Source organism: Ramlibacter sp. GCM10027632, from assembly GCF_042675325.1.
GTDB lineage: Bacteria > Pseudomonadota > Gammaproteobacteria > Burkholderiales > Burkholderiaceae_C > Ramlibacter.
In genome coordinates this window covers 180,576-202,806 of sequence record NZ_JBHTGW010000002.1, presented here as the reverse complement: position 1 = coordinate 202,806, position 22,231 = coordinate 180,576, and the positions used below count along the sequence as shown (strand labels likewise).

25 protein-coding genes are annotated in these 22,231 nt (G+C 72.9%); 15 read left to right on the top strand and 10 right to left on the bottom strand.

Annotated features, from left to right (window positions below; translation table 11 throughout):
* The first annotated feature begins 115 nt into the window (after positions 1-115).
* Complete coding sequence (locus tag ACFQZY_RS04360; protein ID WP_377413109.1) at positions 116-1,129, top strand: glycoside hydrolase family 5 protein; 1,014 nt, start codon at positions 116-118, stop codon at positions 1,127-1,129.
* 83 nt (positions 1,130-1,212) lie between these two features.
* Positions 1,213-1,491, top strand: a complete 279-nt coding sequence (locus ACFQZY_RS04355) for a hypothetical protein (RefSeq protein ID WP_377413106.1) — start codon at positions 1,213-1,215, stop codon at positions 1,489-1,491.
* A 24-nt stretch (positions 1,492-1,515) separates the two neighbouring features.
* Here ACFQZY_RS04355 and ACFQZY_RS04350 read toward each other — a convergent pair whose 3' ends face one another.
* On the bottom strand, positions 1,516-2,811 hold the full coding sequence (locus ACFQZY_RS04350) for a hemolysin family protein (RefSeq protein WP_377413103.1): 1,296 nt from the start codon (positions 2,809-2,811) through the stop codon (positions 1,516-1,518).
* Positions 2,812-2,837: 26 nt separating this feature from the next.
* On the opposite strand from ACFQZY_RS04350, the gene ACFQZY_RS04345 reads away from it, so the two are divergent.
* Complete coding sequence (locus ACFQZY_RS04345) at positions 2,838-3,674, top strand: symmetrical bis(5'-nucleosyl)-tetraphosphatase (protein WP_377413100.1); 837 nt, start codon at positions 2,838-2,840, stop codon at positions 3,672-3,674.
* 143 nt (positions 3,675-3,817) lie between these two features.
* Here ACFQZY_RS04345 and ACFQZY_RS04340 read toward each other — a convergent pair whose 3' ends face one another.
* The 3 genes from ACFQZY_RS04340 to ACFQZY_RS04330 all read right to left on the bottom strand — a co-directional run bounded on the left by ACFQZY_RS04340 (position 3,818) and on the right by ACFQZY_RS04330 (position 7,245).
* Positions 3,818-5,266, bottom strand: a complete 1,449-nt coding sequence (locus ACFQZY_RS04340; protein WP_377413097.1) for a DEAD/DEAH box helicase — start codon at positions 5,264-5,266, stop codon at positions 3,818-3,820.
* A gap of 106 nt (positions 5,267-5,372) precedes the next feature.
* Positions 5,373-5,984, bottom strand: a complete 612-nt coding sequence (locus tag ACFQZY_RS04335) for an OmpW family protein (RefSeq protein WP_377413094.1) — start codon at positions 5,982-5,984, stop codon at positions 5,373-5,375.
* Between the two features lie 175 nt (positions 5,985-6,159).
* Complete coding sequence (locus ACFQZY_RS04330) at positions 6,160-7,245, bottom strand: transporter (protein ID WP_377413090.1); 1,086 nt, start codon at positions 7,243-7,245, stop codon at positions 6,160-6,162.
* Positions 7,246-7,357: 112 nt separating this feature from the next.
* Here ACFQZY_RS04330 and pcp point away from each other — a divergent pair, with 112 nt between their 5' ends.
* The 7 genes from pcp to ACFQZY_RS04295 all read left to right on the top strand — a co-directional run bounded on the left by pcp (position 7,358) and on the right by ACFQZY_RS04295 (position 13,130).
* Complete coding sequence (gene pcp, locus ACFQZY_RS04325; RefSeq protein ID WP_377413886.1) at positions 7,358-8,014, top strand: pyroglutamyl-peptidase I; 657 nt, start codon at positions 7,358-7,360, stop codon at positions 8,012-8,014.
* A 9-nt stretch (positions 8,015-8,023) separates the two neighbouring features.
* Positions 8,024-8,875, top strand: coding sequence for a 3',5'-nucleoside bisphosphate phosphatase (locus ACFQZY_RS04320; RefSeq protein ID WP_377413087.1), 852 nt, complete (start codon positions 8,024-8,026; stop codon positions 8,873-8,875).
* Complete coding sequence (locus ACFQZY_RS04315; protein WP_377413083.1) at positions 8,872-9,762, top strand: DMT family transporter; 891 nt, start codon at positions 8,872-8,874, stop codon at positions 9,760-9,762. The genes ACFQZY_RS04320 and ACFQZY_RS04315 overlap by 4 nt, the downstream gene beginning before the upstream one ends.
* Before the next feature lie 44 nt (positions 9,763-9,806).
* The gene (locus ACFQZY_RS04310; RefSeq protein WP_377413081.1) at positions 9,807-10,442 is read left to right on the top strand and encodes an L-threonylcarbamoyladenylate synthase; all 636 of its coding nucleotides are present in this window, start codon (positions 9,807-9,809) and stop codon (positions 10,440-10,442) included.
* Between the two features lie 42 nt (positions 10,443-10,484).
* Positions 10,485-11,153, top strand: a complete 669-nt coding sequence (locus ACFQZY_RS04305) for a site-2 protease family protein (protein ID WP_377413078.1) — start codon at positions 10,485-10,487, stop codon at positions 11,151-11,153.
* A 14-nt stretch (positions 11,154-11,167) separates the two neighbouring features.
* Positions 11,168-12,457: a tryptophan--tRNA ligase gene (locus ACFQZY_RS04300; RefSeq protein ID WP_377413076.1), complete on the top strand. Its 1,290-nt coding sequence runs from the start codon at positions 11,168-11,170 to the stop codon at positions 12,455-12,457.
* Positions 12,458-12,536: 79 nt separating this feature from the next.
* The gene (locus ACFQZY_RS04295) at positions 12,537-13,130 is read left to right on the top strand and encodes a LuxR C-terminal-related transcriptional regulator (protein WP_377413073.1); all 594 of its coding nucleotides are present in this window, start codon (positions 12,537-12,539) and stop codon (positions 13,128-13,130) included.
* Here ACFQZY_RS04295 and ACFQZY_RS04290 read toward each other — a convergent pair.
* On the bottom strand, positions 13,109-14,500 hold the full coding sequence (locus ACFQZY_RS04290) for a sensor histidine kinase (RefSeq protein ID WP_377413070.1): 1,392 nt from the start codon (positions 14,498-14,500) through the stop codon (positions 13,109-13,111). The genes ACFQZY_RS04295 and ACFQZY_RS04290 overlap by 22 nt on opposite strands.
* Positions 14,501-14,546: 46 nt before the next feature.
* Positions 14,547-15,932, bottom strand: coding sequence for an RNA polymerase factor sigma-54 (gene rpoN / locus ACFQZY_RS04285; protein WP_377413067.1), 1,386 nt, complete (start codon positions 15,930-15,932; stop codon positions 14,547-14,549).
* 417 nt (positions 15,933-16,349) lie between these two features.
* On the opposite strand from rpoN, the gene ACFQZY_RS04280 reads away from it, so the two are divergent.
* From ACFQZY_RS04280 to ACFQZY_RS04260, 5 genes are all read left to right on the top strand, one after another.
* Positions 16,350-16,583 carry a hypothetical protein gene (locus tag ACFQZY_RS04280; protein ID WP_377413064.1) on the top strand — a complete coding sequence of 78 codons (234 nt, stop codon included), beginning with the start codon at positions 16,350-16,352 and terminating at the stop codon, positions 16,581-16,583.
* A gap of 18 nt (positions 16,584-16,601) precedes the next feature.
* The gene (locus ACFQZY_RS04275) at positions 16,602-17,960 is read left to right on the top strand and encodes a sigma 54-interacting transcriptional regulator (RefSeq protein WP_377413061.1); all 1,359 of its coding nucleotides are present in this window, start codon (positions 16,602-16,604) and stop codon (positions 17,958-17,960) included.
* Between the two features lie 92 nt (positions 17,961-18,052).
* A complete protein-coding gene (locus tag ACFQZY_RS04270) occupies positions 18,053-18,304 on the top strand; it encodes a KGG domain-containing protein (RefSeq protein WP_377413058.1) in 252 nt (83 codons plus the stop codon).
* Between the two features lie 106 nt (positions 18,305-18,410).
* Positions 18,411-18,647: a hypothetical protein gene (locus tag ACFQZY_RS04265; RefSeq protein WP_377413055.1), complete on the top strand. Its 237-nt coding sequence runs from the start codon at positions 18,411-18,413 to the stop codon at positions 18,645-18,647.
* Between the two features lie 29 nt (positions 18,648-18,676).
* Entirely contained in the window at positions 18,677-19,156 is a 480-nt protein-coding gene (locus ACFQZY_RS04260) for a hypothetical protein (RefSeq protein WP_377413051.1), read from the top strand.
* Here the strand turns inward: ACFQZY_RS04260 and ACFQZY_RS04255 are convergent.
* The 4 genes from ACFQZY_RS04255 to ACFQZY_RS04240 are packed head-to-tail and all read right to left on the bottom strand — an operon-like array spanning position 19,102 to position 22,223.
* Positions 19,102-19,554, bottom strand: coding sequence for a type II 3-dehydroquinate dehydratase (locus ACFQZY_RS04255; RefSeq protein ID WP_377413048.1), 453 nt, complete (start codon positions 19,552-19,554; stop codon positions 19,102-19,104). The two genes, ACFQZY_RS04260 and ACFQZY_RS04255, sit on opposite strands and share 55 nt — an antisense overlap.
* A 17-nt stretch (positions 19,555-19,571) precedes the next feature.
* A complete protein-coding gene (locus ACFQZY_RS04250; protein WP_377413045.1) occupies positions 19,572-20,285 on the bottom strand; it encodes an SDR family oxidoreductase in 714 nt (237 codons plus the stop codon).
* Positions 20,278-21,150, bottom strand: a complete 873-nt coding sequence (locus ACFQZY_RS04245; protein ID WP_377413042.1) for a sugar phosphate isomerase/epimerase family protein — start codon at positions 21,148-21,150, stop codon at positions 20,278-20,280. The genes ACFQZY_RS04250 and ACFQZY_RS04245 overlap by 8 nt, the downstream gene beginning before the upstream one ends.
* The gene (locus tag ACFQZY_RS04240; protein ID WP_377413039.1) at positions 21,147-22,223 is read right to left on the bottom strand and encodes a Gfo/Idh/MocA family protein; all 1,077 of its coding nucleotides are present in this window, start codon (positions 22,221-22,223) and stop codon (positions 21,147-21,149) included. The genes ACFQZY_RS04245 and ACFQZY_RS04240 overlap by 4 nt, the downstream gene beginning before the upstream one ends.
* Positions 22,224-22,231: the final 8 nt, after the last annotated feature.

Sequence of the window (22,231 nt, the reverse complement as noted above, 5' to 3'; positions counted from 1 at the left end):
AGGACAAACCCTGAACGAAAAACGCCTCGTAACCTCGGCCGCGCAAGGCTCGCGTCAGGATGACGGCATGGGCCTGCTCGCGCGGTGCGCCGCGCACCTCCTCCTCGTTGTCACGTTGACCAGCGCTTCGCCGGCCTGGGGCGAGTCGCGGATGGCCTGCCACGCGGTCAGCCGCGCGGCCTGCGAGACTGCGCGCGCGCTGGGCCGCGGCATCAACCTGGGCAACATGCTCGAGGCCCCGCGCGAGGGCGACTGGGGCGTGCGCGCCGAGCCGGCGCTGGTGGCCCTGGCGGCGCGGCACTTCCGCACGGTGCGCGTGCCGGTGCGCTGGAGCAACCATGCCGCGCCCGGCGCCGACGCGACGATCGACGAGGCCTTCGCGCGGCGCGTGGACACGGTGGTCGACGCGCTGCTGGCGCGCGGCGCGTGGGTGATCGTCAACCTGCACCACTACAGCCAGGCCACCGGCGGCGCGCTGCACCCGCGCGAGTTCGCGGTGGACCCCGCGGTGGTGGACGAGCGCCTGGTAAACCTGTGGCGGCAGGTGGCGCGCCGCTACCAGGGCCGCCCGCCGCGCCTGCTGTTCGAGCTGTTCAACGAACCCAATGGCCGGCTCGAGGGCGAGGCCTGGAACCGGCTGGCCGCGCGCGCGCTGGCGGCGGTGCGCGAGACCAACCCGCGCCGGGTGGTGCTGGTGGGCCCGGGCGAGTGGAACCACCCGCGCGCCCTGCCCGCGCTGCGCCTGCCGCGCGATGCGAACCTGATCGCCAGCATCCACAGCTACGACCCGTTCGACTTCACCCACCAGGGCGTGCCCTGGCGGCCGCAGGTGCTGCCCACCGGCCAGGCCTGCTGCAGCGAGGCCCAGCGCGCCCAGGTGGCGCGCGCGCTCGACGACGCGGTGCGCTGGAGCCGGGCCCAGGGCGTGCCGCTGCACCTGGGCGAGTTCGGCGCCTACCGCGCGGGCGACCTGGCCTCGCGCGCGGCCTACGCCCGGCTGGTGCGCGACGAGGCCGAGCGCCGGGGCATCGGCTGGGCCTGGTGGGAGCTGGCCTCCGACTTTTCCGGGGTGTGGGACCCCGCGGCGGGGCGCTGGGTGGAGCCGCTGCGGCGGGCGCTGCTGGACTAATACCTTCGGCTTGCGCAATCGACCTAGCGCGGTGGAGGCAGAACCACTAAGGCGCCGGCGCGGGGGCCGCCCACACTGTCTCCATGGCCCATCCTTCCATCGACAACCGCTCCTACCGGCTCAAGCGCTGGCCCGACCTCCCGGACGGCCTGCGGATCGCGCCGATCTACCGGATCCTGTCAACGATGACGGTCAAGCCCGTCAGCCGTCGGTGGATCCGCGACCACTCGCCCCTCACCGACCGCGACGTGGATGCACTCCTTGCTGTCCTGGGCTCGGCAGTCGTCGAGACGCAACTACCCACCCTGACCCAGGCCTTGGGTGGGTCCAACACCAGCCTTCGACCCGCCCTCGCCTGGTAAGGCGCCGCGCGGCCGCGGGGCCTGTCAGGCGGCGGCCGCCGGGGGCAGCGGCAAGGCCAGCACCTTGTCGATGCGGCGGCCGTCGAGGTCCACCACCTCGAACAGCCAGCCGCCGCAGTCGATGCGCTCGCCCGTCGACGGCAGGTGCCCCGACACCGCCATGAGCAGGCCGGCCAGCGTGTTGTAGCGCCCGCGCTCCTCGTCGGGCAGCTCCTTGATGTCGAGGCGGGCCTTGAGCTCGGACACCGGCATCAGGCCGTCCAGCAGCCACGAGCCGTCGTCGCGCGGCGTGGCCCAGGCCTCGGCCTGCACCACCGGCTTGAGCTCGCCGGTGATGGCCTCCAGCAGGTCATGCGGGGTCATCAGGCCCTGCACCACGCCGTACTCGTCCACCACGAACACCATCCGCGCGGCATGCGCGCGGAACTGCTCCAGCAGCTCCAGGCCGGTCAGGGTCTCGGGCAGGAAGGCCGCCGCCACGGCATGGGCCGCCACCGGGCGGTCGTCACCCGGGTCGAGCGCCAGCAGGCGGGCGATGCTCACCACGCCCACCACGTCGTCCAGCGAGCCGCGGCACACCGGGTACCAGGAGTGCGCGCCGGCGCGCCCGGCCTGGGCCAGCGCCTCGCGCACCGGCAGGCCGGCGTCCAGCCACTCGATGTCGGTGCGCGGCAGCATCATCGACACCAGGGTGCGCTCGTCGAGGTGGAACACGTTCTGCACCATCTGGCGCTCGTGCTGCGCGAAGACGCCGGCGTCCACGCCCTCCTCCAGGCTGTGCGAGAGCTCCTCGTGGGTGATGGTGCGCTCGCGCCCGGTGTCGATGCGCAGGACCTTGAGCACCGCCTGCGTGGCCGCCGACAGCGCGCGCACGAAGGGCCCCGCCGCCCGCGCCAGGCCGGCCATGGGCCGCGCGACCCAGCGCGCCACGGTCTCGGGATAGAGCTGGCCGATGCGCTTGGGCACCAGCTCGCCGAAGATGATGGTCACGAAGGTGATGATCGCCACGACGATGCCCGTCGCGGCGATGCCCGCCGGCTTCGGCCCGGCCCCCAGGTCCATGAGCCACTGCGCCAGGCCGGCGCTGAAGGCCGCCTCGCCCACGATGCCATTGAGCACGCCGATGGAGGTGATGCCCACCTGCACCGTCGACAGGAACTGCGTGGGCTGCTCCATCAGGCCGAGCGCGGCGCGAGCGCCGGGGTCGCCGGCCTCGGACATGGCGGACAGGCGCGCCTTGCGGCTGGAGGCCAGGGCCATCTCGGACATGGCGAACACGCCGTTGAGGACCGTCAGCAGCGCGATGAGGAGGACATCCATCGAGGGGGAAGGGGAGAATCGGGGCCATGGCACTCTACCTGATCGGCGACGTGCAGGGCTGCGACGCAGCCCTGGGCCGCCTGCTGCACAAGATCGACTTCTCCCCCAGCCGCGACACCCTCTACCTGCTCGGCGACCTGGTGAACCGCGGGCCCGACTCCGACGCCGTGCTGCGCCGCCTCATGGGCTACGGCAGCTCGGCGCGCTGCCTCCTGGGCAACCACGACCTGAGCCTGCTGGCGGTGGCCCAGGGCTTTCGCACGCCGCACCCCGGCGACACGGTGGACCGGGTGCTGCAGGCGCCCGACCGCGAGGCCCTGCTCGAGTGGCTGCGCCACCAGCCGATGGCCCTGCGCGCGCACGGGCTGCTGATGGTCCATGCCGGCGTGCTGCCGCAGTGGGACGTCGCGCAGGTGATGGCCCTGGCGGGCGAGGTGGAGGCGGTGCTGCGCGGGCCGGACCATGTGGCCTTCCTCGGCAGCATGTTCGGCAATCAGCCCGATCGCTGGGACGACGCCCTCACCGGCACCGACCGGCTGCGGGTGGTGGTGAATGCGCTGACGCGCCTGCGCTTCTGCTCGCCCGAGGGCGTCATGCACCTCAAGGCCTCGGGCCGGCCGGACCAGGCGCCCGAAGGCACCCTGCCCTGGTTCGCGGTGCCGGGCCGGCGCACGGCGGGCACCCCCATCGCCTGCGGCCACTGGTCCACCCTGGGCGTGCTGCTGCGCCCGGACCTGCTGGCCCTGGACTCGGGATGCGTGTGGGGCGGCTGCCTCTCCGCGCTGCGGCTGGAGGCCGACCCGGACCGGCACGAGCTGATCCAGGTCGTCTGCGAACAGTCCCAGTCGCCAGGCGGCGACTGAACGTGGCGGCTGGACGTGGCGGCTGGACGTGGCGGCTGGACGTGGCGGCTGGACGTGGCGACTTAGCGCGGCGCTGCCGGCGGCACGCCGGGCTGCAGCGAGGGCCGGCGCGCCGGCCAGGCGGCCGGCATGCCGGCGGCGGCTCAGGCGGCCGGCGTCGCGGGCGCTGCGGCCTTGAACAGGGCCGCGACCTTGCGCTTGGTCTTGATGTTGGACGAGACGCGGCTGGTCGCCGGCTTGGCGGCCGTCTCCCAGGCGGGCGCGGCCGCCTCGGCGGGGGCGGTGGCCTCGTAGGGCCGGTCGAAGAACGGGTCGCGCGGCGCGGCGGGCGGGCGCGGCGCGCGGGGCTCGCGCGGGCGCTCCTGCGCGGCGCGCGGCTCGCGGGGGTCCCGCTCATCACGGTCACGCCAGGTGCGGCGGCCATCGTTGATGCGGCCGCGCGGGCGGTCTTCCTCGAACTCGACGGCCTCGAGGTCCAGCTTCTTCTTCAGCAGCTTCTCGAGGTCGGCGACGAGTCGGCCGTCGCTGCCCGAGACGAAGCTCACCGCCAGGCCCGAGGCGCCGGCGCGGCCGGTGCGGCCGATGCGGTGCACGTAGTCCTCGGGGTTGAAAGGGATGTCGAAGTTGAACACCGCCGGCACGTCCTTGATGTCCAGGCCGCGGGCGGCGACGTCGGTGGCCACCAGCAGCTGGACCTCGCCGGCCTTGAAGGCGGCCAGCGCCTTCAGGCGCTCGTCCTGGCTCTTGTCGCCGTGCAGGGCGGTGGTCTTGAAGCCGTCACGCTCCAGCGAGCGCGCCAGGCGGGCGCAGCCGAGCTTGGAGTTGACGAAGACGAAGGCCTGGCGCACCTCGCGCTGGCGCACGATCTGGGTCAGGGCGCGGCGCTTGTCGTCGTCGAGCACGCTGTAGAAGTGCTGTTCGACGGTGGAGGCGGTCTCGTTCGGGCGGGCCACCTCGATGGTGACCGGGTCGTTCAGGTAGCTGCCGGCCAGGCGCTTGATCTCGGGCGAGAAGGTGGCCGAGAACAGCAGCGTGGTGCGCTGCTTGGGCAGGTAGGACAGGATGCGCTGCAGGTCGGGCAGGAAGCCGATGTCCAGCATGCGGTCGGCCTCGTCGAGCACCACGTACTCGACCTGGTTGAGCACCGCGTTCTTGGCCTCGATGTGGTCCAGCAGGCGGCCGGGCGTGGCGACCAGCACCTCGACGCCCTTCTTCAGCTCCAGCGTCTGGGGCTTCATGTCCATGCCGCCGAACACCACGGCGCTGCGCAGGTTCGTGTACTTGGCGTAGAGCTTGATCTGCTGGGCGACCTGGTCGGCCAGCTCGCGGGTGGGCAGCAGCACCAGGGCACGCACGGGGTGGCGGGCCGGGGAGGTGGACGTGTTCTCGTGCTTGAGCAGGCGTTGCAGCAGGGGCAGCGAGAAGGCAGCGGTCTTGCCGGTGCCGGTCTGGGCGGCGCCCATGACGTCCTTGCCGGTCAGGACCACCGGGATGGCCTGGGCCTGGATGGGCGTCATGTTCTCGTAGCCCATGTCGGCCACGGCACGCTTCAGGGGCTCGGCCAGCGAGAGGGAGGAATAGGGAGCAGTCATCTCAACCCCGGATTGTCGCATCTGGGGGGCGGGCGGGGGCAGGACAGGAAAAAGGGGCGGGTCTGCCGACCCGCCCCCCGCACCCTGGAAGGGATGCGCTTGCGGCTTAGAAGCGGTAGCCCACGCCCACGCCCAGCAGCCACGGGTCCAGCTTGACGGCGCTGACCTTGGAGCCGCCGGCGAACACGTCGGAGCGGATCTGGACCTTCTTCAGGTCGAGGTTCAGGGACCAGTTCTTGTCCAGCTTGTAGTCCACGCCCGCCTGCACGGCCAGGCCGAAGGACTGGTTCTCCAGGTCGCCGGCGCCGCCCAGCAGCTTGACGCTGCTGATGCGGGTGTAGTTCACGCCGGCGCCGAGGTAGGGGCTGACCTGGGCGGCCGGGCTGAAGTGGTACTGCACGGTCAGCGTGGGCGGCAGGTGCTTGAAGGTGCCCACGTCGGTGCCGGCGATGCTCACCGTCTGCTTCTGCGGGATGGTCAGGACCAGCTCGGCGGCGATGTTCGGGGTCACGAAGTAGGTGATGTCCACCTCGGGGATGGTCTTGTTGTTGACCGTGATCTGGTCGGCACCGACGCCCAGGGCGGGAATGGCCTCCGACTTGTCGGCCATGTTCAGGTGCACGGCGCGGGCGCGGACCAGCCAGGGGCTCTGCTGGGCCAGGGCATGGCCGGCGAAGCCGAGGGCGGCGAGGGCGAGGAGGACAGAGGTCTTTTTCATCTTGGGTTTCTCCAGTTTCCGATGGGCCAAGGGAAAACCCCTGGTCGAATCGACTGTAAAAGTCGCCCGACCCCACGAATTGACGCAGGTCAACCCCGCCACCGCCGGTTGCGGCAGCGCAACAAGTCAATTTGACGAATATCAAGCCACCCCGGCCGGCCGGGGCGCCGCGGGCTCAGAAGAGCCGGGCGAGGCGCACCTGCAGGTAGCGCCCGTGGCGGGCGTTGCGCGAGTCGGTGGTGGCCATGTAGTTCACGCTCAGGCCGGTCTCGATCACCGGGATCTGGGCCGAATAGAACACGCCCAGGTGCGAGGCCCGCAGGCGGTTGCCGCCCCGGGGACTGCCGCTGTCGTCCTGCACCTGCTGCACGTGGATGCCCTGCAGCCCCAACGCACCCCAGCGGGTGAGGCCGCCGGCGGCGCCCTCCAGGCTCAGCCAGTTGCCGCCGCGCACGCCGGTGTCGTCATTGCGGTTGCTGATCCCGTAGGTCATGCGCCCGCCCAGCGAGACCTCGGGCGACGGCAGCCACACCGCCTGGACGACCGGGCGCAGCGTGTAGAACTTGCCCAGGCTGACATCGGTGCCGGCGGCAGGGTCGAAGCGGCCGGTGGGCACCACCAGCGAGGCGCCGGCCTGCAGGCGCAGGGGCTCGGTGCGGCGCATCCAGCCGAATTGCAGCTCCACGTCGCCCACGCCCTCGACGGCGGTCGACTCGGCCGTCCCCAGCGCCGCGAGCTGGCCCTGGTACAGGGTGTTGAACGTGGCGCCGGCCCCGGCGCGCAGGGCGGGACCGACCGTGGGCTGGAAGCTCAGCGCCGGGGTCGGCCCGGAGACCCGGCTCTTCTGGGCCTTGCGCGCCGCGTAGGGCAGGTTCAGGCCCACCACCCAGCGCTCGTCGCCGCGCTCGGCGGGCGTGATGCGCGCCAGCAGCAGGTTGTACTGGGTGAGTTCGCCGGTCGTGTCCACCTGCGGCGAGGTGGCCGGGAAGGTGGGGTTCTGCGCCGCCGGCGCCGGCAGGGTGCCGCCTGGCACGTTCAGCCGGACCACGCCGCCGTCCGGGCCGGTGATCTTGTCCAGCCGCGCATCGGAGCGCACCAGGCCGACCGCCACGCCCCGCAGGTCGACCGGGGCGAACAGCTCGCCGCCCAGGGTGCCGGCCAGGTTGTAGCGCACCTGGAAGCCCTCGGCCGCGCCGGCCGGGCCGGCCACCACCGCACAGGCCAGGGCCAGGCTTCGGAGCGTCAGGGGAAGGTGGGGCATGGGGTCCTGAATCAATTCGTTTCGTGAATTACAGCCAACTCATCAATAGTAGGCAAGCCCCCGCGGTCCGGACCTGGGCGCGGGCCTGCGGTAGAGTGACCCGATGTCCACCTTGCCGCGCATCCTGCTGACCGGGTTCGAGCCGTTCGACGGGCAGGCGCTGAACCCGAGCGCGCAGGCCGTCAGGGCCCTGGACGGCGAGCGCGTGGCGGGCCTCCAGGTGGTGTCGGCGGTGCTGCCGACGGCCTTCGGCGCCTCGCTGGCGCGGCTGGACGCCCTGCTCGAGGCGCATCGGCCGGCGCTGGTGCTGGCCTGCGGCCAGGCCGGCGGGCGCGCCGCCCTCTGCCTGGAGCGGGTGGCCCTCAACCTCGACGACGCGCGCATCCCGGACAACGCCGGCGCCCGCCCGATCGACCGGCCGGTGGTGCCCGGCGCGCCCGCGGCCTACTTCGCCACCCTGCCGGTCAAGGCCATGCGCGAGGCGCTGCGCGCCGCCGGCCTGCCCGCCGAGGTGTCCCTGAGCGCCGGCACCTTCGTCTGCAACCACGTCTTCTACGGCCTGATGCACCGGCTGGCGCAGCCGCGACTGGCCGCCACGCGCGGGGGCTTCATGCACCTGCCGTGGCTGCCGCAGCAGGGCGAGCCCTCGCTGGCGCTGGAGCGCAGCGTGCAGGGCCTGCGCCTCGCGCTGGACTGCGCCGCCCGGGTGCGGCAGGACCTCGACATCGACGCCGGCACGCTCCACGGCGCGCCAGCGGACGCAAACTAAAATCGCAACGTGTCCATCCTCAACGCCGACCTGCACTGCCACTCCGTCGTCTCCGACGGCACCCTCACCCCGGAGGCGCTGGCGCAGCGCGCGGCCGCCAACGGCGTCGAGCTGTGGTCGCTGACCGACCATGACGAGGTCGGCGGCCAGCACCGCGCCCTCGCCGCCGCCCGCGACGCCGGCATGAAGTACCTCACCGGCACCGAGATCTCGGTGACCTTCGCCGGCCAGACCGTGCACATCGTCGGCCTGGGCTTCGACGCCGACGACGCCGCCCTGCGCCAGGGCCTGGCCGCCACCCGCGGCGGCCGCGGCGAGCGCGCGCAGGAGATGTCGCAGCAGCTGGCGCAGGTGGGCATCCAGGGCGCCTACGAGGGCGCCCTCAAGTACGTGGGCAACCCCGAGCTGGTCTCGCGCACCCACTTCGCCCGCTTCCTCGTGGAGGCCGGCGTGTGCCGCGACACCGGCGAGGTGTTCCGCCGCTACCTCACCGAGGGCAAGCCCGGCTTCGTGCCGCACCGCTGGGCGAAGCTGGCCGACGCGGTGGGCTGGATCACCGCTGCCGGCGGCATCGCGGTGATCGCCCACCCGGCCCGCTACGACTTCAGCGCCAACGAGGAATACGCCTTCTTCTCCGAATTCAAGGCCCATGGCGGGCGCGGCGTCGAAGTGGTCACCGGCAGCCACACCGCCGCCGAATACGTGAAGTACGCCGACATGGCGCGCGAGTTCGAGCTCGCCGCCTCCCGCGGCAGCGACTTCCACAGCCCCGGCGAAAGCCACACCGACCTGGGCCAGCTGCCCTGGCTGCCCGGCGGCCTCACGCCGGTGTGGGAGCTGCTGGCGGACCGCGTCCAGTGATACGCACCGGCACCCGCCCGGGGCGCGTGGTGGCGGGCATCACGATGTGCCTGGCGGCCACCGTGTTCTTCGCCTCGATGGACTCCACCTCCAAGGTGGTGATGCTCGCCGGCGTGCCGACGCTGCTGGCCGTGTGGGCCCGCTACCTGGTGCAGGCCGTGCTGACCACCGCCTTCGTGCTGCCCATGGGCGGCCCCGGCATCCTGCGCACCCGCGCGCCGCTGATGCACCTGGTGCGCGGCCTGCTGCTGGCGACGACCACGGTGATCCTGTTCGTCGCCATGCACTACATGCCGGTCGGCGAGTTCACCGCCATCGTGCTGGTCGCGCCGCTGGTGATCACGCTGATGGCCGGCCTGTTCTTCAAGGAGCATGTCTCGCCCCTGCGCTGGAGCCTGGTGGCCGGCGGCTTCACCGGCACGCTGGTGATCCTGCGGCCGGGCGGCGAGGCCTTCACGCTGGCGATGCTGCTGCCGCTGGTGCACATCGCGGCCAACACCGCCTTCCAGCTGATCACGAGCCGCATGGCCCGCACCGAGAACCCGCTGACCATGCACCTGTACACCAGCTGGGTCGGGGCGCTGGTGGTGATGCCGCTGCTGCCCTGGGTCTGGGGCGCCGCGGTCTCGCCGGCGATGTGGGGGCTGATCGCCCTCATGGGCGTGCTGGCCGCGGTCGGCCACCTGCTCCTGATCCTGGCCTACCAGCGGGCGCCGGCGGCCGCGCTGATGCCCACCATGTACGCGCAGATCGCCTTCGCCATGGCGGCCGGCTGGATCCTGTTCGACCATGTGCCGGACGGCTGGTCCTTGCTGGGGATGGCGCTGATCGCGCTGTGCGGCGTGGGCGGCGCGGCGCTGACGGTGTTCGAGCAGCGCCGGGCCTGACCCGCCGCGAGCGCGGACAATCACGGCATCCAGGCATTCCTTCCATGGCCCAGTACTTCGAAGTCCATCCCGACAACCCGCAGGCGCGGCTGCTGAAGCAGGCCGTGGCCCTGCTCGAACGCGGCGGCGTGGTCGCCGTGCCCACCGATTCCAGCTACGCCCTGGTCTGCCACCTGGACGACAAGTCCGCGGTGGACCGCCTGCGCCAGATCCGCGGGGTGGACGAGAAGCACCACCTGACGCTCCTGTGCCGGGACCTGAGCGAGCTGGCCAGCTACGCCCGGGTGGACAACCGCCAGTACCGCCTGCTCAAGGCCGCCACGCCCGGCGCCTTCACCTTCATCCTCGAGGCCACGAAGGAAGTGCCGCGGCGCGTGAGCCACCCCCAGCGCAAGACCATCGGCCTGCGGGTGCCCGAGCACACCGCGCTGCAGGCGCTGCTGGCGCTGCACGGCGCGCCGCTGCTGGCGACCACGCTGATCCCGCCCGGCGAGGACCTGCCCCTGAACGACGCCCACGAGATCCGCGAGCGCTTCGAGCACCCGGTCGCCGCGGTGATCGACGCCGGCGCCTGCCCCTCCCAGCCCACCACCGTGGTCGACCTCACCCCCATGGGCGACGGCGGGGAGGCGGTGGTCCTGCGCGAGGGCCGCGGCGACGTCGCCCTGCTCGGTCTCTGAGCCGGCGCAGGGGTCACGGACCGCTCTGAGACAATCCACCCCGTGGATTTCAACGCCCTCGTCCAGAAAGTCCTGGTCTACGCCCTGCCGGTGCTGTTCGCCATCACCGTGCACGAGGCCGCCCACGGCTACGCCGCCCGCCTGTTCGGCGACCCCACCGCCACGCAGATGGGGCGGGTCACGCTCAACCCCCTGCCCCACATCGACCCGGTCGGCACCATCCTGATGCCGCTGCTGCTGTATTTCGCCACCGCGGGCGCCTTCCTTTTCGGCTACGCGCGCCCGGTGCCGGTGGACTTCAGCCGCCTGCGCCGCCCCAAGCGGGACATGATCTGGGTGGCCCTGGCCGGGCCCGCCGCCAACTTCGCGCAGGCGATCCTGTGGGCGGTGGGCTTCACGCTGATGGCGGCCGCCGGCATCGACGAGCCCTTCTTCGTCGAGATGTGCCGCGCCGGCGTGCTGGTGAACCTGGTGATGTGGGCCTTCAACCTGTTTCCGCTGCCGCCCCTGGACGGCGGCCGCATCCTGGTGGGCCTGCTGCCGCGGCGGCCGGCCGTGGCCGTCGCCCGCCTGGAACCCTGGGGCTTCTTCATCGTGATGGCCCTGGTGGTGGTCGGCGTGGTCGGCTCGCTGTGGCTGCGCCCCCTGATCGCCCTGGGCTATTCCGCCCTGAACCTGCTGCTGGCGCCGCTGCACGCCCTGCTTCCCTGACCTCTTCGCCGCGCATGACCGCTCCCGTCCGCTACCTCACCGGCATCACCACCACCGGCACGCCCCACCTGGGCAACTACGTGGGCGCCATCCGCCCCGCCGTGCAGGCCAGCCGCCGCCCCGGCACCGAGAACTTCTACTTCCTGGCCGACTACCACGCCCTGATCAAGTGCGACGAGCCGGCCCGCATCCAGCGTTCCACGCTGGAGATCGCCGCCTGCTGGATCGCCGCCGGCCTGGACCCGGACAAGGTCTTCTTCTATCGCCAGTCCGACATCCCCGAGATCCCCGAGCTGACCTGGTTCCTGACCTGCGTCACCGGCAAGGGCCTGCTCAATCGGGCCCACGCCTACAAGGCCTCGGTGGACAAGAACAGCGCCGACGGGAAGGACCCCGACGCCGACGTCACCGCCGGCCTGTTCATGTACCCGGTGCTCATGGCCGCCGACATCGTGATCTTCAATGCGCACCAGGTGCCGGTGGGCCGCGACCAGGTCCAGCACATCGAGATGGCGCGCGACATGGCCTCCAGCTTCAACCACCTCTACGGCGAACACTTCACCCTGCCCGAAGCCGTGGTGGACGAGTCGGTCGCCACCCTGCCCGGCCTCGACGGCCGGAAGATGAGCAAGAGCTACGACAACACCATCGCCCTGTTCGCGCCGCCGGAGGTGATTCGCAAGCAGATCGCCGGCATCGTCACCGACTCGCGCGCGCCGGGCGAGCCCAAGCAGACCGAGGGCTCGGCCCTCTTCCAGATCTACCAGGCCTTCGCCACGCCCGAGGAAACCGAGGCGCTGCGAAAGCTGTACGCCGAAGGTATTGCCTGGGGCGACGCCAAGCAACTCCTGTTCGAACGCATCGACCGCGAGATCGCGCCGATGCGCGCGCGCTACCAGGAGCTGATCGCCCACCCAGCCGAGGTCGAGCGCATCCTGCAGGAGGGCGCCCGCAAGGCCCGCGCCCTGGCCACGCCGCTGCTGGCCCGGGTGCGCCAGGCCGTGGGGCTGCGCAACCTGGCCAGCCAGGCCGCCGCCCCCGCGAAAAAGCAGGAGAAGGCCGCGCTGCCGGTGTTCAAGCAGTACCGCGAGGCCGACGGCCAGCACTATTTCAAGCTGGTCGAGCCGGGCGGCCGCACGCTGCTGCAAAGCCGCGGCTTCGCCTCGCCCCGGGACGCCGGCCAGCTGGTGGCCCGTCTCAAGGCCGAGGGATTGCCCGGCCTGGAAGGCCTGGTGGATTGTTGCGAGGGCGTGACGCGGGACGAGGTTAAGGCAGCGCTATCGCTATTTAACGAGCCGGCTTAATCCAGCTCTGCTATAAAGCCGGACGCAGGTCATCCTTTACGTTCCGTTACCCATGCAGGCCCAGAAACCCACCTCCCCGATGAATCTATTCGTGATCGACGATCACCCGCTGATGCGGGAGGCCGTGGTCATGCTGCTGCGCCGCCTGCGTCCGGGAGCCAACGTGGTCGAGCTCGACCGCATGGGCGGCCTCGATGCCGCGGTGCGCCAGCACGGCGCGCCCGACCTGATCTGCCTGGACCTGAAGCTGCCCGACACCACCGGCACCTCGGGCGTGCACGAGATCAAGAACCTGTTCCCCGGCACGCCCCTGGCCGTGCTGTCGGCCTCGCCCGCCTCCGATGCCGAGGAGATCTGCATCGACGCCGGCGCCGACATCTACATCGAGAAGTCGTCCGGCGCCGGCGAGATCGGCAACGCGCTGCGCGCCCTGCTGGCCGCCGACGGCCAGTTCGAGGAGCTCGCGCCCACGGACAACAAGCTGTCCAAGCGCCAGAAGCAGCTCATCGTCATGCTGGACCGCGGCCTGTCCAACCGCGAGATCGCCGACGAACTCGGCATCTCCGAGCACACGGTGAAGGTCCACCTGTGGCGCCTGTTCCGCCGCCTGGGCGTGAAGAGCCGCACCCAGACCATCCACTACGCCCGCGTTCACGGCCTCCTGGCCAGCTGATCCATAGACGCGGCCCGGGCGAACGCCTGGTCCGGGTCGCTGGGCTTCATCTCCAGCCGGAATACCGTGCCCCGGCCCGGCCGCGAGGCCAGGTCGACCGGGTGGCCAAGGATGTGCGAGAGCCGGGCCACGATGTACAGGCCCAGGCCGAAGCCGTCTTCCGTGCCGGCATGCACCGGCACCTTGTAGAACTCCCGGAACACGTCGCGCTGGTGCGACTGAGCGATGCCCACCCCGGTGTCCCACACCTCGATGCGCGGCGCGCCCCAGGCATGGCGCACCGCCAGCAGCACGCTGCCCTCGGGCGTGTACTTGATCGCGTTCGAGACCAGGTTGCCGACGATCCGGCGCAGCAGGATCGCGTCGGACTGCACCACCCCGCCCGCGGTGCGCACCCGGAACTCCAGGCCCTTGGCCTCGGCCAGCGGGCGGTACTGCACCTCCATTTCGCGCAGCAGCTGGTCCAGCCGGACCTCGGTGAGGTTCAGGCGGATCTTGCCGGAGTCCAGCCGCACCAGGTCGAACAGCGAATCGAACAGCGCGTTCACCGCCTTGGTCGACTCGAGGATCTTGGGCGCGATCTCGTGCACCAGCTCCGGCTCGCTGGCCAGCCAGTCGGCGTAGAGGCCCAGGGCGTGCACCGGCTGGCGGATGTCGTGCGTCGCGCTGGCCAGGAAGCGGTTCTTGATTTCCACCGCGTCCAGCGCCGCCTGCGTCTGGCGGGTGAGCGACTCGATCAGCTGGCTGTTGCGGTACTGCAGCTCGAAGTTGCGCCGGCTGCCCTGGTGCAGGCGGCGCGCCGCCTGGCGCAGCACCTGCCAGAAGATCAGCATCAGGCCGATCAGCCAGTAGTGGATGTAGGGACTGCCCATGGGCACGTCCACGCCCACGCGCCAGGCCAGGATGAACACGGTGGTGGCCATGAGCGTGTCCACGTAGGCACGCGCGCAGCGCAGGTGGCCGGACAGGCTGTTGACCGCGAACATCGCGATGCCGGCCATCATCAGCCAGCACATGAACTGCGTCGCCAGGCTGGTGCTGTCGAAGAACAGCAGCGCCACCGAGGCCCAGGAGAAGGCGCTGACCGACCACACATGGCGCCAGCGGTTGAAGTAGGCCAGCTGCGCCACCGGGTCGTCGCCCGGGATGCGCAGGCTGTAGTGCCGCATCACCAGCATCCGCGCCATCGCCACGGCCACCGCGGCCACCGTCCAGGCCGCCAGGGCCGCCCCGTGGGCCTCGCCCCACAGCACCCCCACGTAGACCGGGATGATCAGCCACGTCGCCAGCTGGGTGTTGCGCGCGATGCGGATCAGGTTGCGCACCAGCTCGGCATCGACCCACTGGGTCTCGGTCGGCGTATAGGTCACTGCAGGGTGGACGGGCGTCATGGAGGGGGATGCAATCCCGCCTAGTCTATCGAATGGATGAGTAGCGCCTGTCCGCGGGCTCGATGCGCATCTGCTGGCGGTACTTGGTGACGGTGCGCCGCGCCACCTGCAGGCCCTGGCGCTCCAGGGCCTGGGCCAGGGCCACGTCGGACAGCGGGGCCTCGCGCGGCTCGGCGGCCACGAGCTCGCGGATCAGCCCGCGGATGGCGGTCGGCGAGCAGGCGCCGCCGCCGGCGGTGGCCAGGCCGCGCGAGAAGAAGTACTTCAGCTCGAACAGCCCGCCGGGCGTGGCCATGAACTTTTGGTGGCTCACGCGCGAGACGGTGGACTCGTGCACCCCGACCGCCTGGGCGATCTCGCGCAGCGCCAGCGGCTTCATCGCCATCGGCCCGTAGGCCAGGAAGCGGTGCTGGCGCTGCACGATGGCGCGGGCCACCGCGAGGATGGTGGCGAAGCGCTGGTCCACGTTGCGCACCGTCCAGCGCGCCTCCTGCAGCTGCGCGCCGAGCTCGCCGCCGCAGGCCGCGCGGTGGCGCGCGAACAGGTCGGCGTAGCGGTCGTTCACGCGCACGCGCGGCACCACCGCGGGGTTGAGCGAGGCCACCCACTGGCCCTGCCGGCGGCGCACCACCACGTCGGGCGTGACATGGGACGCCTGCGCCCCGCCCTGGCGCCAGCCGGGCCGCGGGTCGAGCCGGCGGATCGCCTGCACCGCGGCCTCCACCTGCGCCCGCGGCGCGCGCAGGCGCCGCGCCAGGGTGGCGATGTCGCGCCCCGCCAGCGCGCCCAGGTGGCCGGCGACGATGGCCATGGCCAGCGCGCGCAGCGGCGCGGGCAGCGGCGCCGGCGCGAGCTGCAGCAGCAGGCACTCGGCCACGCCGCGCGCGCCCACGCCGGCCGGATCCAGCGCCTGCACCCGGCGCAATGCGATGGCCAGCTCGCTGTCGTCGGGCGGCGGCCGCAGCGCCAGCGGCGCAGCCGCCTCGGGCAGCGCCATGCGCAGGTAGCCGTCGTCGTCCACCGCATGGGCGAGCGCCAGGGCGAGCGCGCGGTCGCGCGGCGGCAGGGGCAGCAGCCGCAACTGACCGCACAGGTGCTCGGCCAGCGTGGCGGGGGCCTGCAGCGTCTCCAGCAGGCCCCCGCCAGGCTCGCCGCGCGCCTGCGGCAGCGGCTCGGCGCCCCAGCCGTCCTCGGGCGGGCCGTCGTCGCGGGGATCGTCGAGCGGCTCGAAGGCCTCGCCGGGGCCGAACCCGTCGAGCGGCTCCAGGAAGGGGTTGGTGTCCAGCTGCTGGCGCAGCACCTGGGCGTAGTCCTGCGACGACATCTGCAGCAGGCGCACCGCGCGCTGCAGGCGCGGCGACAGCGTGGTCGCCAGCGCCGGCGCGGCATGCAGGGCGAGCGACGGGTTCACGGCGCCTCCGGGCGCGGCGCGGGACGCGCCATCGACGCCATCGACGCCATCGACGCCATCGACGCAAGTGACGCAAGTGACGCAAGTGACGCAAGTGACGCAAGTGACGCAAGTGACGCAAGCAGAGCAGGTGCCGCAGGCGACGGGGTCGGCAGGATCGGGCCAGGCATCCCCATGCCACGCAACCGGCGTGCCGCGCGGCCGCGCGCCCCACGCCTGCTCACACCTGAGACCCGCCGTGACCGCACCGCCGGGCGCGGCGCGGACCTGCGTCACACCCGCGGGACGGCCGCGCGGCGGCAGGGCGTGCCTGCCGCGGCGGCTGGCGCGCCGGACCGGTAGTCCTTGCCGCAAGGCCGGGGTTACAGGCGGTTGCCCCCGTGCCTCATTCCAGCCCGTGCGAAGTAGTCTGGGAGCATGAACCCGACCACGCCCCCGGCCCCGGCCGGCGACATGCGCGACCCGGCCCTGGCGCGCTGGCGCCACGCCCTGCGCGGGCCGCTGGGCGCGCTGCTGGCGGCGGCCGAGGTCCTGCAGGCCGCGCCCCCGCACAGCGCCGCAGCGGGCGAGGCGCGGCGCGTCATCGCCCGCCAGGCCCGCCGCCTGGCCTGGATGATCAGCGCCCCCCCGGGCGAGGCCGACCCCGACTGAGCCCGCTCGCAGCACCCGATGGACCACGCCCTGATCGTCGAGGACGACGCCGACGCCGCCCGCATGGTCGCCACCCTGGTTGGCGGCCTGGGCTGGTCCGCCGCCACCGCGCCCTCGCTGCTCGACGCGCGCCGGCAGATGGCGCTGCACCAGCCCGACCTGCTGCTGCTGGACCTGCGCCTGCCCGATGGCAACGGCCTGGCCCTGCTGGAGGACGAGGACGACCTGCGCGGCCACGCCGAGGTCGTGTTCATGACGGGCCATGCCAGCCTCGAATCCTCGATCGCCGCGCTGCGGCATCGCGCGGTGGACTACCTGATCAAGCCGGTCAGCGCCGGCGCGCTGCAGGGCAGCCTCGCGCGGCTGCTGCGCCCCGCGCAGCGCGAGGCGCAGGCCCGGGCGGCGCAGCGCGCCGTCGGCGAGGACCTGGCGCGCACCGGCCGCTTCGGCCACCTGGTGGGGCGCAGCGAGTGCATGCGCCGCGTCTACGCGCAGGTCGCGCGGGTGGCGGGCACCTCGGTCACGGTGCTGGTCACCGGCGAGAGCGGCACCGGCAAGGAGCTGGTGGCGCGCACCGTGCACGACATGAGCCGGCGCGCGGGCAAGCCGTTCCTGGCGGTGAACTGCGGCGCGATCTCGCCGCACCTGATCGAGAGCGAGATCTTCGGCCACGAGCGGGGCAGCTTCACCGGCGCGGAGCGCCAGCACCAGGGCTTCTTCGAGCGCGCGCACGGCGGCACCCTGTTCCTCGACGAGATCACCGAGATGCCCACCGCGCTGCAGGTCAAGCTGCTGCGGGTGCTGGAGTCGGGCACCTTCATGCGCGTGGGATCGACCGCGGCGCAGGAGGCCGACGTGCGCCTGGTCGCCGCCAGCAACCGGGACCTCGAGCGCGCGGTGGCCGAGGGGGCGCTGCGCGAGGACCTGCTGTACCGGCTGAACGTCTTCCCCATCGAGATGCCGCCGCTGCGCGAGCGCGCCGACGACCTCCCGCTGCTGGCGGCGCATTTCCTGCGCCAGATCGGCGAGCGCGAGGGCGCGCTGCGCCAGGCCACGCCGCAGGTGCTGGCCCGCTTGGCGCAGTACCGCTGGCCCGGCAACGTGCGCGAGCTGCGCAACGTGCTGCAGCGCGCCTGGGTCATGGCCGCCGGCGACGTGATCGGCGAGGACTGGCTGCCGCGCGACCCGCCCGCGCAGGCCCCGGCCGCACAGGCCGGCACGCTGGCGGTGGCCCTGGGCATGCCGCTGGCCGCGGTGGAGCGGCAGGTGATCCTGGCGACGCTGGCGCACCACGGCCACCACCGCGAGCGCACGGCCGCCGCGCTGGGGGTGAGCCTGAAGACCCTCTACAACCGGCTGAAGGACTACGGGCTCTGAGGGCCCGGCGCGCCGGACGGCGGCCTCGCGGGCACGCCCGTTGCCATGGACGGGGCGGGACACCGTCGTCCGACCCTGAAAGGAGCCACGCCATGACCCTGCCCGACTCCCACGCCCCAGCCGGCGATGCCCTGCCCGCGCGCCGCGGGCTGCGCGGGTTCGCCGCCATGGACCCCAAGCGCCAGCGCGAGATCGCCAGCCTGGGCGGCCGTGCGGCACACCAGAGCGGCCATGCCCACGAATTCACCAGCGAGGAGGCGCGCGCCGCAGGCAAGAAGCGCCACCAGCGGGCGCAGGCCGCGCGGGCCGAGGGCGCGTCCGCCGCCGGCCGCCCCGGGCGCTGACGGCTGTAGGAGCGGGCGCGGGGCGGCCGCGCCGCGCGCTGACACGGCCGGCCTCGCGGGGCTGCCTAGGATGCGCCCCACCCCGCCCCCCGGAGAGGAACGCCCCGTGCCCGCGACCGACGACCCCCTGGCCCACGCCTGCCGCGACCTGTGGCGCGCCACCTTCTCGCTGATGAAGGCCTACCCGCAGGCGGCCGGCCCGGCCCAGCGCACGATGCTGGCGCGCCGCATCGCGCGCAACTTCCACACGCTCACGGCGCAGGCGGCCCACTTCGCGCCCGGCAGCCGCGGCGCCTTCGCGCGGCTGGCGCGCCGCTGGGCCGGGCTGGCCGGCTGGCACTGAGGCCCCGGGGCACCATGGACCCGCCCGCCATGACCGGACTCGCCTACCACCTGGCCTGGATGGGGCTGGGCCTGCTGCTGGCCGCGGGGCTGAGCGCCTGGCTGGTGGCGCGGGTCGGCCAGCACGCGCGGCGCGAGGCGCAGGCGCGCGGCCTGCTCTCGGCGCTGCGGCTGTACGCGCTGTGGCTGGCGGCCCAGCGCAGCGGGCTGGGCGGCGCGGTCGAACGCGCCTCGGTCGCCGCGGCGCTGCGCCGGGCCCAGGCCTGCGCGGGTCCGCTGGGGCCGCGCGTGGCCCGCGCGGTGGCCGACCTGGCGCAGGCCGACGACGCGATCGAGCGGCTGTCGCACCGGCAGCGGTCGCTGCGCCGGGACGACCCGGAGGCCTGGCTGGACTCGGACCACGAGGCGCAGCTCGCCGCCCTGCGGCAGCGGCAGGAGGCCGCGCTCCAGGCGGCTCAGGCGCTGGCCTTGTCCAACCGGCGCGCCATCCACTCCAGCGACATCGTGTAGCCGTCCGTGCCGAAGCCGGCCATCACCGCGGTCACCACGGGGGACATCAGCGAGTGGTGGTAGACCGCCTCGCGCGCATGCACGTTCGAGATGTGCAGTTCGACCTTGGGGCCGTCGAACATCTTGAGGGCGTCCATCAGCACGACGGAGGAAAAGGTCAGGCCCGCGGGATTGATGATGATGCCGTCGGCCTTGCCGTCGCAGGCCTCGTGCACGCTCTCGACCAGCGCGCCCTCGAAGTTGGTCTGGCGGAACACCAGCTCCAGGCCGAGCGAACGGGCCTTGGCCTCGCAGCGCTCGCGCACCTGGTCCAGGCTCTGGTTGCCGTAGATGTGGGGTTCGCGCTTGCCCAGGCGGTTCAGGTTGGGACCATTGAGCAGGTAGATCGTGGAAGCCATGGAAGTCCTCGCAGGGTTCAGCCGATGGAGGCGCCGCCGTCCAGGGTGACGACGACGCCGGTGGCATAGGGGGTGGCCGCCAGCAGCAGCAGCTGGCGGGCGATGTCCGCGGGCTCGCCGACGCACCCCGCCGGGTACGCGGCGGCGGCACGCGCGAAGGCCTCGGCGCGGGCGGCCTCGGGCAGGCCGGCCCACATCTCGGTGCGCACCATCGCGGGGGAGACCGCGTTGACGCGCACCGGCTTGAGCTCGAGCGCGAGGCCGCGCACCAGGCTCTCCAGCGCGCCGTTGATGGCGCCCATGAGGGCGCGCCCGGGCGCGGGCCGCGTGGCCAGGAAGCCGGCGACCACGCCGAGCGAGCCGCCGGGCCGCAGGCGGGCGCTGCGCGCGACGCGGTAGAAGCCCCAGAACTTGCTGTCGAACGACGCCAGGGCCTGGGCCAGCGGCAGCTCGCGCACCGGCGCGATGCGCACGTCCGAGCCGGTCACGACGACATGGTCCCAGGGGGTGCCCTCGGCGAAGAAGGCCTCGACCGCGGCATCGTCGGTCACGTCGAGAACGGCGGTGCGCGCGCCGCCGCCCAGGGCCTCGCGCGCCGCCGCCAGCTTCGCGGGTGAACGCGAGGCCAGGGTCACGTCGGCGCCGAGTTGCAGGGCCAGCTGCGCGGTGGCCCGGCCGATGCCGGAGCTGCCGCCCACGCACAGCACGCGCTGGCCGGACAGGTCAATCATGCTGTTCTCCCAGCAAGCCGCGCAGGTAGCCGATGCTCGCCGCGATGGCGCGCTCGTCATCGCCGGGCGCGCGGTGGTGGTGGGGGTGCAGGTAGTCGATCTCCAGCGCCAGCAGGCCGTCGTAGCCCGCCTCGTGCAGCAGGCCGAGGACCGTCGGGAGGTCGACCAGCCCCTGCCCCAGCGGCACGCTGGGCCAGAAGGCGAAGGTGCGCGGGTTGCCGCGGTACGCCGCCACGTCCTTCACGTGGGTGGCGCGGGCCCAGGGCGCGAGCTTGCGCGCCACCTCCACCGGGTCTTCCAGCATGCGCAGGTTGTTGGCCGTGTCCAGGCAAACGCCCAGCGCGGGCGAGGCCACCGTCTCGAGCAGCTCGACGAGCTCGTCGGCCAGCAGGTCGATGTGGTTCTCGATGGCCAGCACCACGCCATGGCGCTCGCCCTCCTGCGCGGCCTCGCGCAGCATCGGCAGCAGCTGCCGGCGGTGCGTGTCCCAGTCGTCGGGGCGGGTGCGTCGGCCGCCGCAGCAGATGCGCATGACCCGCGCGCCGAGGTCACGGGCCACGCCGATGTGGCGCACCAGGTCGGCCAGCGCCTGCGGGTCGGCGCCGGACTGCAGGCCGCCCGGGTGGCCCCAGGCCCACACCCGCTGCAGGCCCGCGTCATCCAGCTTGCGGCGCAGCGCCGCCACCGCCGGCGCGCCGGTGTCGGCGAAGAAACAGGACTCCAGGGACACGCCGCCCAGGCCCAGCGCCTGCACGCGCGCCAGCACGTCGTCCACGGTGAAACGCCGGCCCGGGTCCTCCTCGAGGCCGGGGTAGACCTCGCCGAAGTACCGGTGGTAGCAGTACATGTCGATCGCGGGGATCATGCGACCTCGCCTGACGCCTCGGCGATGACCTCGTCCACCCGCACCGGCGCCCCGCTCGCGGCGGCCTGCTGGATCGCGTGGATCGTCGCCAGCGTGCGCATGCCGTCGCGCGCGCTGACCACGGGCGGCGCGCGGCGCGCGGCCACCGCCAGGAAGTGCGTGAGCTGGCGCTCGTAGGCGCTGGCCACCTCGCGCTGCACCTGATGGCACACCAGCGGGTCCTGCCAGCGGCCCTCGCCCTCGTGCTGCCAGCGCGCCAGCGTGGGCACGGCCAGCGAGGCGCGGCGACCGCCGATGAAATAGCAGTTCTCGCGCTGCGAGGGGAAGTACAGCGCCTGGCCGGAGCTGCCGTCCCAGGTGTAGGGCGAGGGCACGGCGTCGCTCAGGCTGAAGGTGCCCAGGGCGCCGTTGGCGAAGCGCAGGATCACCGCCGCGGTGTCCTCCACCGCGAAGCCGCGCGCATGGCTGGACACGCTGGCCTGCACCGTCTCCACCTCGCCGCACAGGAAGCGCAGGCAGTCGATGTCGTGGATCAGGTTGATCAGCAACGGTCCCCCGCCGGGGCGGCGGCGCCACTCGGCATCGAAGTAGCGCTCGTTCTTGTGCATCCACCACATGCCGTTGACGGTCACCAGCGGGCCGAGCTCGCCCTGGGTGATGGCGCGGTGGGCGGCGACGATGTCGGGGCTGTGGCGGCGCTGGTGGCCCACCAGGAGCGGCACGCCGCCGGCCTCCACCGCCTGCGCCAGGGCCAGCGCCGAGGCCAGCGTGTCGGCCACCGGCTTTTCCATCAGCATGGCCACGCCGTGCTCGATGCAGGCCAGGCCGGCCTCCAGGTGCAGCTGGTTGGGCAGGGCAATGATGGCGCCGTCCAGCGGCACCTCGCGCAGCATGCGGCGGTAATCGGCGTGGCAGGCCACGCCGCACTCGCGCGCCAGGGCCTCGCCCTCGGGCGTGACGTCGGCGATGGCGGCCAGCTCGGCGCCGGGGTGGCGGCGCAGCAGCGCCACGTGCTCGCGGCCGATCAGGCCGGCGCCGATCACGGCGATGCGCGCCCTGGTGGTCTCGGTCATGGCCGGCA